General features: G+C 61.2%; 11 protein-coding genes. 3 read left to right on the top strand and 8 right to left on the bottom strand.

Going from position 1 to position 13,254, the window contains the following annotated elements; all coding sequences use genetic code 11:
* Nucleotides 1-92 precede the first annotated feature (92 nt).
* Complete coding sequence (locus tag J3P97_RS15325) at nt 93-764, top strand: Bax inhibitor-1/YccA family protein (RefSeq protein WP_434600996.1); 672 nt, start codon at nt 93-95, stop codon at nt 762-764.
* 215 nt (nt 765-979) lie between these two features.
* Here the strand turns inward: J3P97_RS15325 and J3P97_RS15320 are convergent, their stop codons facing one another.
* The gene (locus tag J3P97_RS15320) at nt 980-1,417 is read right to left on the bottom strand and encodes an Lrp/AsnC family transcriptional regulator (RefSeq protein ID WP_434600994.1); all 438 of its coding nucleotides are present in this window, start codon (nt 1,415-1,417) and stop codon (nt 980-982) included.
* Nucleotides 1,418-1,550: 133 nt separating this feature from the next.
* On the opposite strand from J3P97_RS15320, the gene J3P97_RS15315 reads away from it, so the two are divergent.
* On the top strand, nt 1,551-2,444 hold the full coding sequence (locus J3P97_RS15315; protein WP_434573777.1) for a DMT family transporter: 894 nt from the start codon (nt 1,551-1,553) through the stop codon (nt 2,442-2,444).
* 13 nt (nt 2,445-2,457) lie between these two features.
* Here the strand turns inward: J3P97_RS15315 and J3P97_RS15310 are convergent, their stop codons facing one another.
* From J3P97_RS15310 to J3P97_RS15295, 4 genes are all read right to left on the bottom strand, one after another.
* Complete coding sequence (locus tag J3P97_RS15310; RefSeq protein ID WP_434573779.1) at nt 2,458-4,083, bottom strand: NADP-dependent glyceraldehyde-3-phosphate dehydrogenase; 1,626 nt, start codon at nt 4,081-4,083, stop codon at nt 2,458-2,460.
* Between the two features lie 195 nt (nt 4,084-4,278).
* Entirely contained in the window at nt 4,279-5,178 is a 900-nt protein-coding gene (locus J3P97_RS15305) for an autotransporter domain-containing protein (protein ID WP_434672145.1), read from the bottom strand.
* A gap of 292 nt (nt 5,179-5,470) precedes the next feature.
* Nucleotides 5,471-7,894: an autotransporter outer membrane beta-barrel domain-containing protein gene (locus J3P97_RS15300; RefSeq protein WP_434672144.1), complete on the bottom strand. Its 2,424-nt coding sequence runs from the start codon at nt 7,892-7,894 to the stop codon at nt 5,471-5,473.
* Between the two features lie 165 nt (nt 7,895-8,059).
* The gene (locus J3P97_RS15295; RefSeq protein WP_434573785.1) at nt 8,060-8,860 is read right to left on the bottom strand and encodes an endonuclease/exonuclease/phosphatase family protein; all 801 of its coding nucleotides are present in this window, start codon (nt 8,858-8,860) and stop codon (nt 8,060-8,062) included.
* Nucleotides 8,861-8,929: 69 nt separating this feature from the next.
* Here J3P97_RS15295 and J3P97_RS15290 point away from each other — a divergent pair, with 69 nt between their 5' ends.
* Nucleotides 8,930-9,289 carry a hypothetical protein gene (locus J3P97_RS15290; RefSeq protein WP_434672143.1) on the top strand — a complete coding sequence of 120 codons (360 nt, stop codon included), beginning with the start codon at nt 8,930-8,932 and terminating at the stop codon, nt 9,287-9,289.
* A gap of 293 nt (nt 9,290-9,582) precedes the next feature.
* Here J3P97_RS15290 and J3P97_RS15285 read toward each other — a convergent pair whose 3' ends face one another.
* From J3P97_RS15285 to J3P97_RS15275, 3 genes are all read right to left on the bottom strand, one after another.
* On the bottom strand, nt 9,583-10,347 hold the full coding sequence (locus J3P97_RS15285; RefSeq protein ID WP_434573788.1) for a PIG-L deacetylase family protein: 765 nt from the start codon (nt 10,345-10,347) through the stop codon (nt 9,583-9,585).
* Between the two features lie 246 nt (nt 10,348-10,593).
* Nucleotides 10,594-12,753 carry a glycogen debranching protein GlgX gene (gene glgX / locus J3P97_RS15280; RefSeq protein WP_434600989.1) on the bottom strand — a complete coding sequence of 720 codons (2,160 nt, stop codon included), beginning with the start codon at nt 12,751-12,753 and terminating at the stop codon, nt 10,594-10,596.
* 146 nt (nt 12,754-12,899) lie between these two features.
* The gene (locus tag J3P97_RS15275; protein ID WP_434672142.1) at nt 12,900-13,253 is read right to left on the bottom strand and encodes a DUF2934 domain-containing protein; all 354 of its coding nucleotides are present in this window, start codon (nt 13,251-13,253) and stop codon (nt 12,900-12,902) included.
* Nucleotide 13,254: the final 1 nt, after the last annotated feature.

Below are 13,254 nucleotides of genomic sequence, written 5' to 3'. Positions count from 1 at the left end.
GAAACACACTGTCAAACTCTCTACGTAGCTTGTTACAGAGCGTCTGTTATTATCCTTGCCACTGAATGTTTCAAACCCGGAGGAGTGTCGCCATGCGCGAACAGGATTACGCAGTGAACAACAGCGTGCAGGCTGAGCAGCTAGAGGTTAGCCGCGTCCTGCGCAACACTTATGGCTTGCTGGCTCTCACGCTTGCTTTCAGCGGTGTGATGGCCTTCGTCGCACAACAGATGCGTGTCGGTTACCCGAACATCTTTGTCGTGCTGATCGGTTTCTACGGCCTTTTCTTTCTCACCAACAAGCTCCGCGATTCGGCCTGGGGCCTGGTTTCGGCCTTCGCCCTGACCGGTTTCATGGGCTTTTTGCTCGGCCCGATCCTCAACCGCTACCTGGGCATGCAGGGCGGCGCCGAAGTGGTCAGCTCGGCTTTCGCCATGACGGCGTTGGTGTTCGGTGGTCTGTCGGCCTACGTGCTGATCTCGCGCAAGGACATGAGCTTCCTGAGCGGTTTCATCACCGCCGGTTTCTTCGTGTTGCTGGGTGCGGTAGTGGCCAGCTTCTTCTTCCAGATCAGCGGCCTGCAACTGGCGATCAGCGCCGGCTTCGTGCTGTTCTCGTCGGTCTGCATCCTCTACCAGACCAGCGCCATCATCCATGGCGGCGAGCGCAACTACATCATGGCAACCATCAGCCTGTATGTATCGATCTACAACCTGTTCGTCAGCCTGCTGCAACTGTTCGGGTTGATGAGTCGCGACGACTGATAGGGCGGTGACGGCTGTCATGGCCTGAGCTGTTCAATTAAAAAAACGGCGCTTTCCCGAAAGGGAAGGCGCCGTTTTTTTTGTATTCGGATACCGGCCCCTGTGGGAGCGAGCCTGCTCGCGAAGAGGCCAGCACATCCAACATCTTCATCGACTGTGATATTGCTTTCGCGAGCAGGCTCGCTCCCACAGAAATGCGGTCACTTCAAAAGCCCTCACTCCATCGGCGGCAAGCGCCGCTTGACCGGTGTCTTCTTGACGATCGCCGTATTGGTTTCGGCAAGCACATTCAACTTGTCCAACAGCACATCCAACTGCTCCATCGAGCGCACGTGCAGTCGCGCAATGAAACAGTCTTCCCCCGTCACCTTGTCGCATTCGGTGAATTCGCCGATGGCCTGGATCTGCCGCTCCACTTCCTGCAACTGCCCCGGTAACGGACGGATGCGCACGATGGCCTGAAGTTGATAACCGAAGCACTTTGGATCGACCTCGACGGTGTAGCCCTTGAGCACGCCACGTTCCTCCAGCCGGCGCAGGCGTTCGGCAACGCTGGGGGAGGAAAGGCCGCTCAGGCTCGCCAAGGCCTTCAGGGAACGTCGTGAGTCTTCCATCAAGGCGCTGATGAGGATCTGGTCGATGTCGTCAGTCATTTTCGCTCCGTTAGGCAAATGCTCGAAGTTGCCTTGATAAAAAAGGTCGAAAGCCAGTCTAGCCTTTTTCAAACCATGGAGAAGCACCCAGGCGGGTCGGCATACTGTGTCCATTCACTGAAGGAGCCTGAAGATGGACAAGACCCTACGCCGCGGTTCGCTCGAAATGACCGCCGCCATGCTGATTTCCGGAACCATCGGCTGGTTCGTGCTGGTGTCCGGCCTGCCGGTGCTGGATGTGGTGTTCTGGCGCTGCGTGTTTGGCGCCGGCACGTTGTTGCTGATCTGCGCCGGTTTCGGTTTCCTGCGCCGGGATATCCTGACCCGCACGACTTTCCTGCTGGCGGTGCTCAGTGGTGTTGCGATCGTCGGTAACTGGGTGTTGTTGTTCGCTTCATACTCCCGCGCTTCGATCGCCATCGGCACCGCCGTGTACAACGTCCAGCCCTTCATGCTGGTGGGGCTGGCCGCGCTGTTCCTGGGAGAGAAGATCACTGCGCAGAAGCTGTTCTGGCTGGCGGTGTCGTTTCTCGGGATGTTGGCCATTGTCAGCGCCCACGGCGAGCAGGGGCAGGGAGGCGAGGATTACCTGGTGGGCATCGCCCTGGCGCTGGGGGCGGCATTCCTGTACGCCGTTGCGGCGTTGATCATCAAGCGCCTGACCGGCACGCCGCCGCACTTGATCGCGTTGATCCAGGTCGCCACCGGTATCCTCTTGTTGGCACCATGGGCGAATTTTTCGGCCTTGCCGCAGCAACCCGAGGCCTGGGCCAGCCTGCTGACCCTCGGCATGATTCATACCGGCGTGATGTACGTACTGCTGTACAGCGCGATCCAACGCTTGCCGACTGCCGTGACGGGCGCTCTATCCTTTATTTACCCGATCGCGGCGATCTTCGTTGACTGGTTTGCCTTCGGCCATCGCCTCGAGCCGCTGCAATGGCTGGGTGTGGCGGCGATCCTGCTGGCGGCTGCCGGCATGCAGCAGGGCTGGGGCATCAAGTCGCGCCGCCCAGCCCTGAGTTGAGGGTCGGTGCTGATCAGAAGATGTAATCGGTGGTCAGGAAGTTCGAATCCCGCTCACGAATGATGTCGCTGATCAGCGCCTTGTTGTTGTCCTGGAACTTGGTCGCGACCAGGGTGCGGATCGAAAAGGTCCGCAGTGCGTCGTGAACCGACAATGTGCCCTCGGCGGAGTTTTTCCGGCCATTGAACGGGAAGGTGTCCGGGCCACGCTGGCATTGGGCGTTGATATTGATGCGTCCGACCTGGTTGGCGAAGGTGTCCACCAGCCTGCCGACTTCGGCCGGGTGAGTGCCGAAAATGCTCAGTTGCTGGCCAAAGTCGGACTCGAGGACGTAATCGATCACGGTATTGACGTCGCGGTACGGCACGATGGGCACGACCGGGCCGAACTGTTCTTCGTGATAGACCCGCATGGCGGTGTTCACCGGATAGAGTACCGCCGGGTAGAAAAACGAAGCCCGGGACTCGCCGCCGTGCTGGTTCATGACGCCGGCACCCTTGGCAACGGCATCGGCCACCAGCGAATGCAGGTAATCGACCTTGCCCGCTTCGGGCAATGGCGTCAGTGCGACGCCGTCTTCCCATGGCATGCCGGGTTTTAGCGCAGCAAGCTTTGCGTTGAATTTCTCGATGAACGCCGGAGCGATGTCTTCGTGGACGAAGAGGATCTTCAACGCGGTGCAGCGCTGGCCGTTGAAGGACAGCGAACCGGTCAGCGCCTCGCTGACGGCATTGTCCAGGTCGACGTCGGGCAGGACCAGGCCAGGATTCTTCGCGTCCAGCCCCAGCGCGGCGCGCAGGCGATGCGGGCGCGGATGGAGTTTCTTCAGGTCGCTGGCGGCCTTGTTGGTGCCGATGAAGGCGAATATGTCGATCTTGCCGCTGGCCATCAGGGCGCTGACGGTTTCCCGGCCGCTGCCGTAGATCACGTTGATCACGCCGGCGGGGAAGCTGTCGCGAAAGGCTTCCAGCAGTGGCCGTACCAGCAGTACGCCAAGCTTGGCCGGCTTGAACACCACCGTGTTGCCCATGATCAGCGCGGGAATCAGCGTGGTGAAGGTTTCGTTCAGCGGATAGTTATAAGGGCCCATGCACAGGGCCACGCCCAATGGCACGCGACGGATCTGTCCGAGGGTGTCCTGTTCCAGCTCGAAGCGGCTGGATCGACGGTCCAGTTCCTTGAGGGCATTGATGGTGTCGACGATATAGTCGCAGGTGCGGTCGAATTCCTTCTGGGAATCCTTGAGGTTTTTGCCGATCTCCCACATCAGCAGCTTGACCACCGCCTCACGCTGCTCGCGCATCCGCGCCAAAAAGGTCTCGACATGACGGATGCGTTCGGCGACACGCATGGTCGGCCATTGGCCCTGGCCGCGATCATAGGCCCGGACGGCAGCGTCAAGGGCCGTGAGGGCGGTCTCGGCATCCAGCAATGGCGTGCTGCCGAGAATGACCTGTTCATCGCCATCGGCGCCGGCCAGGTACACCGGGCTGCGCACCGTGGCGAGCGGACCCTGCCAGGTCTTCAGGACGCCATCGACCAGGTATTCACGCTGCTCCACCTGGCCTTCGAGGCGGTAGGCTGGCGGGATGTCGGCGGCACCGGGGAACAGATTGGCGAGGAAGGTGGCTGTGGTCATGTCGTTACTCCATCAATGAAATGAGCCATGGGCTGCGGCAGGCATGAATCGCTTTTAGCGTTATACGCCTTAATGGAGGTGTTTTTTAAGTGTGCCGGGACGCGAGGCCATGCCATTCACTCCGCCGAGCGCAATGCCCGCGTGGCGAAGATGCCGGTTTCTCGCCACGAGGGAGCGGGTGTGAACGGCGAGCACTTACCAGCGCATCCGCACGCCGAGGCTGGCAATGACGCCATTGAGGTCGTTGTCGTCGACGTCGCTGCTGTAGTCAGCGCTGACATAGAGGCTTACCACCGGCGTCACCCGGGCCACCAGCCCCAGGCCCACCTCAACGGTAGAAGACTTGCGGCTGCTGCTGATTTTTTCGACCTTGTCCAGGCTCAGGGTGTCGGCGCTCTGGACCGTGTGCCAGAGGTTCGTGCGCACGTAAGGCTCCACGCCCAGGCCGTTGACCTGGTACGTACCTTTGAGTTGGGCGCCGACGCGGCCGCTCCAGCTGTTGAGTTTGTTGTTGCCATTGCCGGCATTCGGTGTGTCGAGTGTGATGCGCTGGTTGATCAGTTGGGCCTGGGGTTCGACGATCCAGTTATCGCTGATGCCGATGGGAAATCCGCCCTCGACCGACAGCGTGACGGCGTTGCCCTCGGTGGCCTGGCGCTGGCCTTGTTCGGTCAGGCTGTAACCATTGACGCGTCCGCCGCTCGCGCTCAAATCCAGGTGCCAGCCTGCCGGACCGGTCAGGCTCCAGTAGGCGCCGAGGCTGGGGCCCTGCAGGTTCAGCGCATCCTTGCCGGGATCGCTCATGGCCGGTGTCACCAGCAGTCCGCCATGGTTGGCAGTGATCTGGTGTCGAGCGCTGATCAAACCCATCCGTTGGGTGTGACCGCTGTCGTTTCGCAGGGTAAGCAGGGCGGGGCTCCTGCCCGTTACGGCGTCGTTGTCCATCTGGCCGTCGGCTGGCATTCGGTCATACCAAAGGGAAGCCGGCCGCTCGGCGGGCTCGGCCTGGAGCTCCATGGAGGAGCACAGCAATAACGAAGTGGAGACGGTGCAGAGGGTAGCTTGAAGAGCTTGGGGGCGCTGGGACGTTTTCATGGGGGCCTGCCTTGCAATCGCATGTATCTCTCGCTCAGGGCGTCTCTCCTACCCCGAATGAGGGGCGACCGAATGGGTTGGGGCAAGCCTCTGGCAGCCCGTCGTAACGGGGTTCCAGAGGCCTGCCCCTGACTGTGTTTCCGGGGGTAGTACGTTGTAGTCAAGAGGACTGATGCGGGTGCGTCAAGAAAATGGCCGACCAGTGGCACGCTGAAATCAGTGGCCAGTAAATAACTGATTACAGTTGGTTATTTTTGACTCTTATCAGGCGTCAATTAGTCGCCATCCTCGATCACCAACTGATTCGCACGCCGACATTTCCGGCCACGCTGCGTTGCTGGTTGCTGTCGAGGTTATTGCCGTAGTCCACTCCGGCGTAGGCGCTGACCGTAGGCGCAAGGCTGACGATGACGCCCGCGCCCAGGTCGGCGGTTGAGCTGCGTTGTTGGGTCTCGATCCGTTGGGCGTCGTCGAATGTCACCGTGTCGGTGCCGGAAAACGTGTGCCAGACATTGGCCCTCAGGTACGGCTCTACCGGCGTGTCGCTGATCAGGTAGCGACCCTTGAGACGGGCACCGAGCCGTCCGGTCCAGGCGCTGTCGGAGTCGAATTCGACTCTGGAAATCCCATCATCCTGGGTGTCCAGGGAGATCTTCTGATGGATGATCTGTGCTTGTGGCTCGACGACCCAGCCACTGCCCACGGCAAATGGGTAGCCGGCTTCCGCCGAAAGGGTCAGCGCATGCCCGCGATTATCCAGCTTGAGGCCGCGTTCGGAGCGGTTGTCCCCATTCAACCGGGTGCCCATGACCACCGTGTCGATGTAACCACCGGAGGGAGCGGTCAGCGTCCAGTACAAGCCATAACTGTCGCCGTCGAGTTCAACCTTGCCGGCGCGCCGCCCTTCGAACCCCAGGTTGTAGCCGTCGACGTTGCCGTTCAATTCGCTATGGCCAACGAAAAAACCGATGCGCTGGGTCTGGCCGTCGAAGACCGGCGCGCTGTAAAGGTCGTTGCCGACCTGGAAGCCCTTGATGGAGCCGTCGAACCTCGGTGTCACCGTGCCGGCCCAGGTCTGATCGAGGTCCTTGCCATAGACTCGACCCCAACCGGCCCCGAAGGCGCCGGTTTCCGTCAGCAGGCGTTGGTCGCCCTGGCGATCATGGAACGTGCCCAGGGCCATCAGGGTCAGTTGGGCGGCGACGGGAGGCAACGCCGACCAGACGGGTACTTCCGGACGGTACAGCGCAATGGGCGCTGCGCCAGGCACGGCGACGGGCAAGGCCGGCAGCGTGGGGCTGGCCACGGCAATCGGACCGGCGACCACGGTCGAGCGCAGATACCAACTGTTTTCATTACCGGTCACGCCGCCCTTGAACAAACGGTAATCGAACGCGCCGGCCGACACCGATCGCGCCAATGAAAAAGCCCCGCTGTCGCTGACGGCGCCGCCCTGAGCCTGGACCAGCTCGATACCGTCGCGGGCAGTCAAGGCACCTGCACCGCCGATGTTCGTGACGGTGATGGCCGTGCTGCCGCCAAGCGTGCCGGCATTGACGATCAGCTTGTCGCTCGGCGAGTCGTCTGCACCAAGCAGCGTCTGCAGGCGCAACTGGCCGTCATTGCCGACGTAGTTGCCTTGTACGGTAAGGGTGTCGCTGGTGCGGGTGTTGCCTGCACCGAGGTCGATGGTTCCGGCATTTTCAAGCGTCGCCATCTGGCCGGCGGTGAACGGGCGAATGCTGCCCTGGCTGGCCGTCAACAGGCTGCTTGCGTCGATGTTCAGCGTGCCGGTGCCGGTGATACCGTCGCCCAAGACCAGCGTGTCGCCCAAGTCCAGGCGCGAGCCTTGGGTGACGCTGACCGATTCCCAGTTGAGGTAACGGGCGCCATCGCCGGTCGTGCTGGCCACAAAAGCCAGTGTGTCCTGGCCCAACCCCCCATCCAGGCTGGGTGTGGTGGCGAGCAGGGTTTTATCCAGGTTGCTCAACAGCGCCGTGTCGTTGCCTTCGCCCATGAGGATGGCGGAGCGGATGAGGCCGCCGCTCCACTGCAACTGGTCATTACCGAAACTGGCTCGAACCTCGCCGACGATCTCGCCCCCGCTCACGGCAATCCGGTCGTCACCGCCACTGACACTGACGTTTGCGCCGATGCGTCCCGCGCTAACGATAATGGTGTCCCGCCCAAAGCCGGTCACCAGATTGCCAAGAATCTGCCCACCTGACATGTCGAAAATATTATCGTCGAGTTTCATGTCGACCCGGCCGATGGTGCCGCCGGTCATTGTCGCCTGGTCTCCGTCTTCGAACGCGCCGACGATGGTGCCGCCGGTCATCAGGAACGTATCGAGCCCATCGCCCTGGGCCAGTGACTGGATGCTGCCGCCGCGCATGACAAAATCATCGGTGCCCGAGCCTTGTTGCACGTCGCCTGCCACGATGCCGTCGTGATTGATCTCGACGTAATCGGCTCCGGCGCCGAAGGTGATGTCTCCCTGGATCACACCGCTGCCATTGGCCGGCATCGTCAGGCGGTTATCTCCCGACAGGTCGCTTAATCCAGGGCTGGTGCCGCTGTCGCAGACATAACTGTCATTGCCTGCCGTCGGCGTCAGGGTGCATGCCGCCATGACGGGCGATGCGTCCAGCAACAGCGGTGTAGTCAGCCACAAGGCATTGAACAGCCGGTTGACGCCATGATTGCGCAAGCTCATCTGCTTTCCCTCAGCATCGGCATCCGTGGCATGCCGCAATCCAGCCTCGGTTGCTCTACAGAAGGCTCACGGGCCTCGCAACGCTTGCTGTATGTGGGGCACGCTAACAACGGGTGATGAGGGGCGCTACTGTCAGATCTTACAGGTCAGCGTCGGTGACCGCGGCTACAGGTGCACCTCCACCGACAGCGGCAAATGGTCGCTCAGGTGTGTCCAAGGTCGGTTGCCGAGAATCTGCGGAGCATGGCTGGTAGCGTTGCGCAGATAGATCCGGTCCAGGCGCAGCAGGGGAAAACGCGCCGGATAGGTCCTGGCCGGGCGGCCATGGTGGTGTTCGAAGGCTTCGTGCAGGTAGCGGCGGCGGGCGAGGGTGGTATTGCCGCGCAGCTGCCAGTCATTGAAATCCCCTGCAATGATGACGGGCGCGTTTTCGGGCAGCGAATCGAGTAGCTTGCAGAGCAATTGAAGCTGCAGTTGGCGATGGCTTTCGAGCAGGCTGAGGTGAACGCAGATCCCATGGACTTCCGCGTGCCCTGGCACGTCCAGTACACAGTGCAGCAATCCGCGCCGCTCCGGGCCGGTGATGGACACGTCCAGATTGCGGAACTGGCGGATCGGATATTTCGAGAGCAGGGCATTGCCATGGTGGCCGTCGGGGTAGACCGCATTCCGGCCATAGGCGAAATCGCTCCACATGCTGTCGGCGAGGAACTCGTACTGCGAGGTCTGGGGCCAATTGTCATAGCGTGACGCGTGGCGGTCGTGTTCACCCAGCACTTCCTGGAGAAATACCAGGTCGGCCCCCGTGCTGCGTACCGCTTCGCGCAGTTCGGGCAAGATGAAGCGGCGGTTGAGGGCGGTAAACCCCTTATGCGTATTGACCGTCAGGACCCGCAGCCGATGAACCGCCGCAGATGCATCCACCGCCGCGGGTTGCTCGGCCTGCCAGTTGGAATCGCCAGTCACGTTCACTCCTGAATCAGACGTATGTGTTCATGCGACTGACGACGGCTGCGGCAGTTCCGGATTTGTTGAATGTCGAGTCCGGGCCATCCAGAGCACCCAGGCACAACACAAAATCCTGTAGGAGCGAGCCTGCTCGCGATGGCGGTGTTTCAGGCGATGAGGATGCTGAATGGACTGGCCTCTTCGCGGGCAGGCCCGCTCCCACAGTGGAGCTGCGCCATCCGGAGCATCGCTTTAGACCTTGATCTTGATCTTGATCTTGATCTTGATCTTGATCTTGATCTTGATCTTGATCTTGATCTTGATCTTGATCTTGATCTTGATCTTGATCTTGATCTTGATCTGATCTTGATCTGGAACGCCCCGTTAACCACGCTGGCCGAACGCAGGCATTGCGCAGTGGGCAACCCGGCATGGATGCCGGGTTAGCCGCGCTGGGCCATGGATGGCCCTTCGCGGCGGCCCACGGAGCAATGTCGGAGTGAGGGCACACCGAGCCTAGGCGAGGTGCCGAGTGGTGGGGCGAAGCGTTTTTGCTTACTTTTGGCGCTTTTCCAAAAGTGAGCCGCCGTAAGGGCGGAACCCTAAGTGGCCATTACCGCAGCAAAGGATATGTACCCAACAATCCCCGCAGCCGTCAGCCCGTTATCGCGAGCAAGCTCGCTCCCACAAGGTTGTGGTGCCCCGGATAAACAGGCCCTAGCCACAGGACGGGGAACTAATCAGATGAAAACGATTTCGTACGGCATGCCCATGCGGTCGAGAATCACCCGCGGTACCAGCGGCGCGATACCGTTGGCGGGTTCACCGTTGAGCTGGCTGGAGTAGGCATGCATGGCGTGGCGCTTGCGAGCGGTGGTCCAGACATCCAGACGCAGTTTGCGAGCCCGATGCCAGGGGATCCTCTTCTGTTCGCGGACGGGCCAATGCCACGCCCATACCGGCAGTTCGTTGAACACCGCGCCGATCGCTTCGGCTGCCTGGGCCCCGGCGCGTCCGACAGTGTCGTGATCGCTGTCGCCGTCCTGGCGCCAGGTGCTGAATATCACATCACCGGGACGAAGATGATGACCGATGAACGCGGCCAGTGGCTCCTCGTGCTCGGCCAGGCTCTTTTCTGGAAAGCCGCCGCGCACCCATTGCAGGCCGTTGGGAGGCACACCCAGGCGATGCAGGGCGTCGACGCTTTCCTGAGGGTGGGGGCGGAACGTGCGCAGCCGCTCATCGTTCCATAATGGCGAACCCGGATGGCCGAGGCTGCCGTCGGTGACGGAGATCAGTAGCATGGGATGGTCCAGGTTGCTCAACAACTGGAGCAGTCCGCCGCAGGCACCGACCTCGTCGCCCGGGTGCGGGGCAAGGATGACCGCGCGGGAGCCGGCGGGTATGAGTGTCTGGGTGCTGATGATGGGAATGTCGGCCAGTTGCGGCGCGCTGTTCCATATCTGGGGATGCTGCCGGCCTTGCAAGCGGGAGGCGGGTTTCATATGAGGCTACGTCCTTGTGCTGTTCAATCGTTCAGTCATGCACCGGACCGACTGCCCGGCGTCGCCCCGCAGGGCTGACTGTGATTCGCGGCGCTCCGAGTCCTGGAACCGCCGTACGGGAAGTATTGACTATGCTGGCGGTTTCGTCGCGTCAGATTGCGTATCTGAACCGCTTTTTTTTATTCGAACTGCGTCGTCTGAGTGACCAGAAAAACCGCGTCCCTGCGGTTTTGTCGATTTGCCGTCTTATTCCTCTTCGTCGCGTTGCAGCTCGAACAACAGCAACGAGCGGCCGGTCACGGAGTATTCGGCATCAAAATCGAAGCGCTCCTGGCCGCGCACCGTCGGCTGGTTGGTGTCCACCATGCACGTCCAGAAACTGCCTTCCGGCACCTCCGGCAAGCGGAAATTGACGATGTCATGGTGTGCGTTGACGACCAGCAACAAGGTAGCGTCGCCCCCTTTGCGGCGGATACCGGTTTCCTGGGCGCGCCCGTCCATCAGCATGCCCAGGCAGCGGTTCTGGCCGTCCTGCCAGTGTTCAACGGTCATCTCGTTGCCATCCGGGGCCAACCAGGTGACATCCTTGACGCCGATGTCCTCGTTGTAATTGCCCACCAGGAAGCGTCCGCGCCGCAGGATCGGGTAAGTCAGACGCAGCTTGATCAGACGCTTGACGAACTTGAGCAGCGCCGCGCCATCCTCGCTCAGGTCCCAATTGACCCAGCCGATCTCGCTGTCCTGGCAATAGGCATTGTTGTTGCCATGCTGGGTGCGGGCGAACTCGTCGCCCGCGACGATCATCGGCGTGCCTTGGGCGAGCAACAGCGTTGCGAAGAAATTACGCATCTGCCGATGGCGCAGCGCGTTGATCTCGGGATCATCCGTCGGACCTTCGACGCCATGGTTCCAGGACAGGTTGTTGTTGCTGCCGTCCTGGTTGTTTTCGTCGTTGGCTTCGTTGTGCTTGTCGTTGTACGACACCAGGTCGTGCAAGGTAAAACCGTCGTGGGCGGTGACGAAGTTCACCGAGGCATAAGGGCGTCGACCGCGCTGGTTGAACATTTCGCCCGAAGCGGTCATGCGGCTGGCGAAGTCGGCGAGTTGGCCGTCGTCGCCTTTCCAGAAGGCGCGCACGGTATCGCGGAATTTGTCGTTCCATTCGACCCACCCCGGCGGGAACCCTCCGACCTGGTAACCTCCAGGCCCGCAATCCCAAGGCTCGGCGATCAGTTTCACCTGGCGCAGCACCGGATCCTGGCGACAGGCGACGAGGAAGCTGTGGCGTTCATCGAAACCGTCATGGTAGCGACCCAGGATCGTCGCCAGGTCGAAGCGGAAGCCATCGACGTGCATTTCGGTGGCCCAGTAGCGCAGGGAGTCAGTGACCATCTGCAGCACACACGGGTGGCTCAGATCGAGGGTGTTGCCGGTGCCCGAGTCGTTGATGTAATAGCGCTTGTCGTCGGGCATGAGCCGGTAGTACGAGGCATTGTCGATCCCGCGCATGGACAGGGTCGGGCCCTGTTCGTTGCCCTCGGCGGTGTGGTTGTAGACCACGTCGAGGATCACTTCAAGATTGGCCTCGTGCATGTGCGCGACCATTTCCTTGAACTCGGCGATCTTGCCGCTGGCCAGGTAACGCGGGTCCGGGGCGAAAAAGGCGATGCTGTTGTAGCCCCAGTAATTGGTCATGCCTTTGTGCAGCAGGTGCTGGTCATTGACGAACGCATGAACGGGCATCAGTTCGACCGAAGAAACCCCCAGCTTGCGGATATGTTCGAGTACATCGTCGACCATCAGGCCGCCGAAGGTGCCACGCAGGTTCTCAGGCACTGCGGGATGGCGCATGGTGATGCCGCGCACATGGGTCTCGTAGAGGATGGTCTTGTCCCACGGCACGCTGACGCGATGGTCGTTGCCCCAGGTGTGGGCCGGGTCGATGACCTTGCACTTGGGCACGAAAGGGGCGCTGTCGCGTTCATCGAAACTGAGGTCGCCGTCGGGGTGACCAATGGTGTAGCCGAACAAGGCCTCGGACCATTTCAGCTCTCCCACCAGCTGTTTCGCGTAGGGATCGATCAGCAGCTTGTTGGGGTTGAAGCGGTGGCCATTCTCCGGATCGTAAGGGCCATAGACACGGTAGCCATAGATCAGCCCCGGATGGGCATCGGGCAGATAGCCGTGGTAGATCTCGTCGGTGTACTCCGGCAACTCGATGCGTTCGAGTTCGACTTCGCCGGTGTCATCGAAAATACACAGTTCGACCTTGGTGGCGTTGGCTGAGAACAACGCGAAATTGACCCCCAGGCCATCCCAGGTCGCGCCAAGCGGAAACGGCAGCCCTTCACGAATCCGCGAAGCCTCGATAACCGGCGGCGGCGTGGTTTTTTTTGGACGGGTCATAGTTGCTCCTGCAAAAGACAGATTCGGTGATGCGGCGCACGCAGGACTGCGTGCCTTGCGCTTGTGGTGGGAAGATAAAGCCCCATGCCACAAGCAGGCCCCTTCATTGGAAGGAGCACGGGCTTGAGAACGATGAGTTTGCTGGATCAGACCGCCGGTGGTTTGCGCACCGCTCGTGGCTTTTTCGCGGCAGTCTTGTCGGCGGGCGGGACCACCGCGGCAGTCGCCGCGGAGGGTTTGGCCGCAGGCTTGGCCTTGGGCGTGGTGTTCTTCGCAGCGGTCTTGGTCGCAGCGCTCTTGGCGGGTGCCGGCTTGGTGCCGTCAGTCTTGCTGGCGGCGGTCTTGCTCGCTGCTTTTGGCGGCTTGCTAGGCGCTAGTGCCTCGGCTTCAGCCAGTTTGCGCGCCATTTCCCAGTGACGTTTTTCCTGCCCGGCGGGCTTACCCTCCGACTCCCAGATCTGATAGGCAAATTCACGAATGCGTTTATCGTCGGTACTCATC

Origin of the sequence: Pseudomonas sp. R1-15, from assembly GCF_051132085.1 — a bacterium.
Taxonomy (GTDB): Bacteria; Pseudomonadota; Gammaproteobacteria; order Pseudomonadales; family Pseudomonadaceae; genus Aquipseudomonas.
The sequence above is the reverse complement of the archived record's forward strand: the minus strand, read 5'-3'. Positions and strand labels throughout refer to the sequence as shown.

Excerpts from the sequence above, each read along its gene's own strand:
- J3P97_RS15325 (WP_434600996.1), top strand. The coding sequence starts at position 93 with ATGCGCGAACAGGATTACGCAGTGAACAACAGCGTGCAGGCTGAGCAG.
- J3P97_RS15320 (WP_434600994.1), bottom strand. The coding sequence starts at position 1,417 with ATGACTGACGACATCGACCAGATCCTCATCAGCGCCTTGATGGAAGAC.
- J3P97_RS15315 (WP_434573777.1), top strand. The coding sequence starts at position 1,551 with ATGGACAAGACCCTACGCCGCGGTTCGCTCGAAATGACCGCCGCCATG.
- J3P97_RS15310 (WP_434573779.1), bottom strand. The coding sequence starts at position 4,083 with ATGACCACAGCCACCTTCCTCGCCAATCTGTTCCCCGGTGCCGCCGAC.
- J3P97_RS15305 (WP_434672145.1), bottom strand. The coding sequence starts at position 5,178 with ATGAAAACGTCCCAGCGCCCCCAAGCTCTTCAAGCTACCCTCTGCACC.
- J3P97_RS15300 (WP_434672144.1), bottom strand. The coding sequence starts at position 7,894 with ATGAGCTTGCGCAATCATGGCGTCAACCGGCTGTTCAATGCCTTGTGG.
- J3P97_RS15290 (WP_434672143.1), top strand. The coding sequence starts at position 8,930 with ATGTCGAGTCCGGGCCATCCAGAGCACCCAGGCACAACACAAAATCCT.
- J3P97_RS15285 (WP_434573788.1), bottom strand. The coding sequence starts at position 10,347 with ATGAAACCCGCCTCCCGCTTGCAAGGCCGGCAGCATCCCCAGATATGG.
- glgX (WP_434600989.1), bottom strand. The coding sequence starts at position 12,753 with ATGACCCGTCCAAAAAAAACCACGCCGCCGCCGGTTATCGAGGCTTCG.
- J3P97_RS15275 (WP_434672142.1), bottom strand. The coding sequence starts at position 13,253 with ATGAGTACCGACGATAAACGCATTCGTGAATTTGCCTATCAGATCTGG.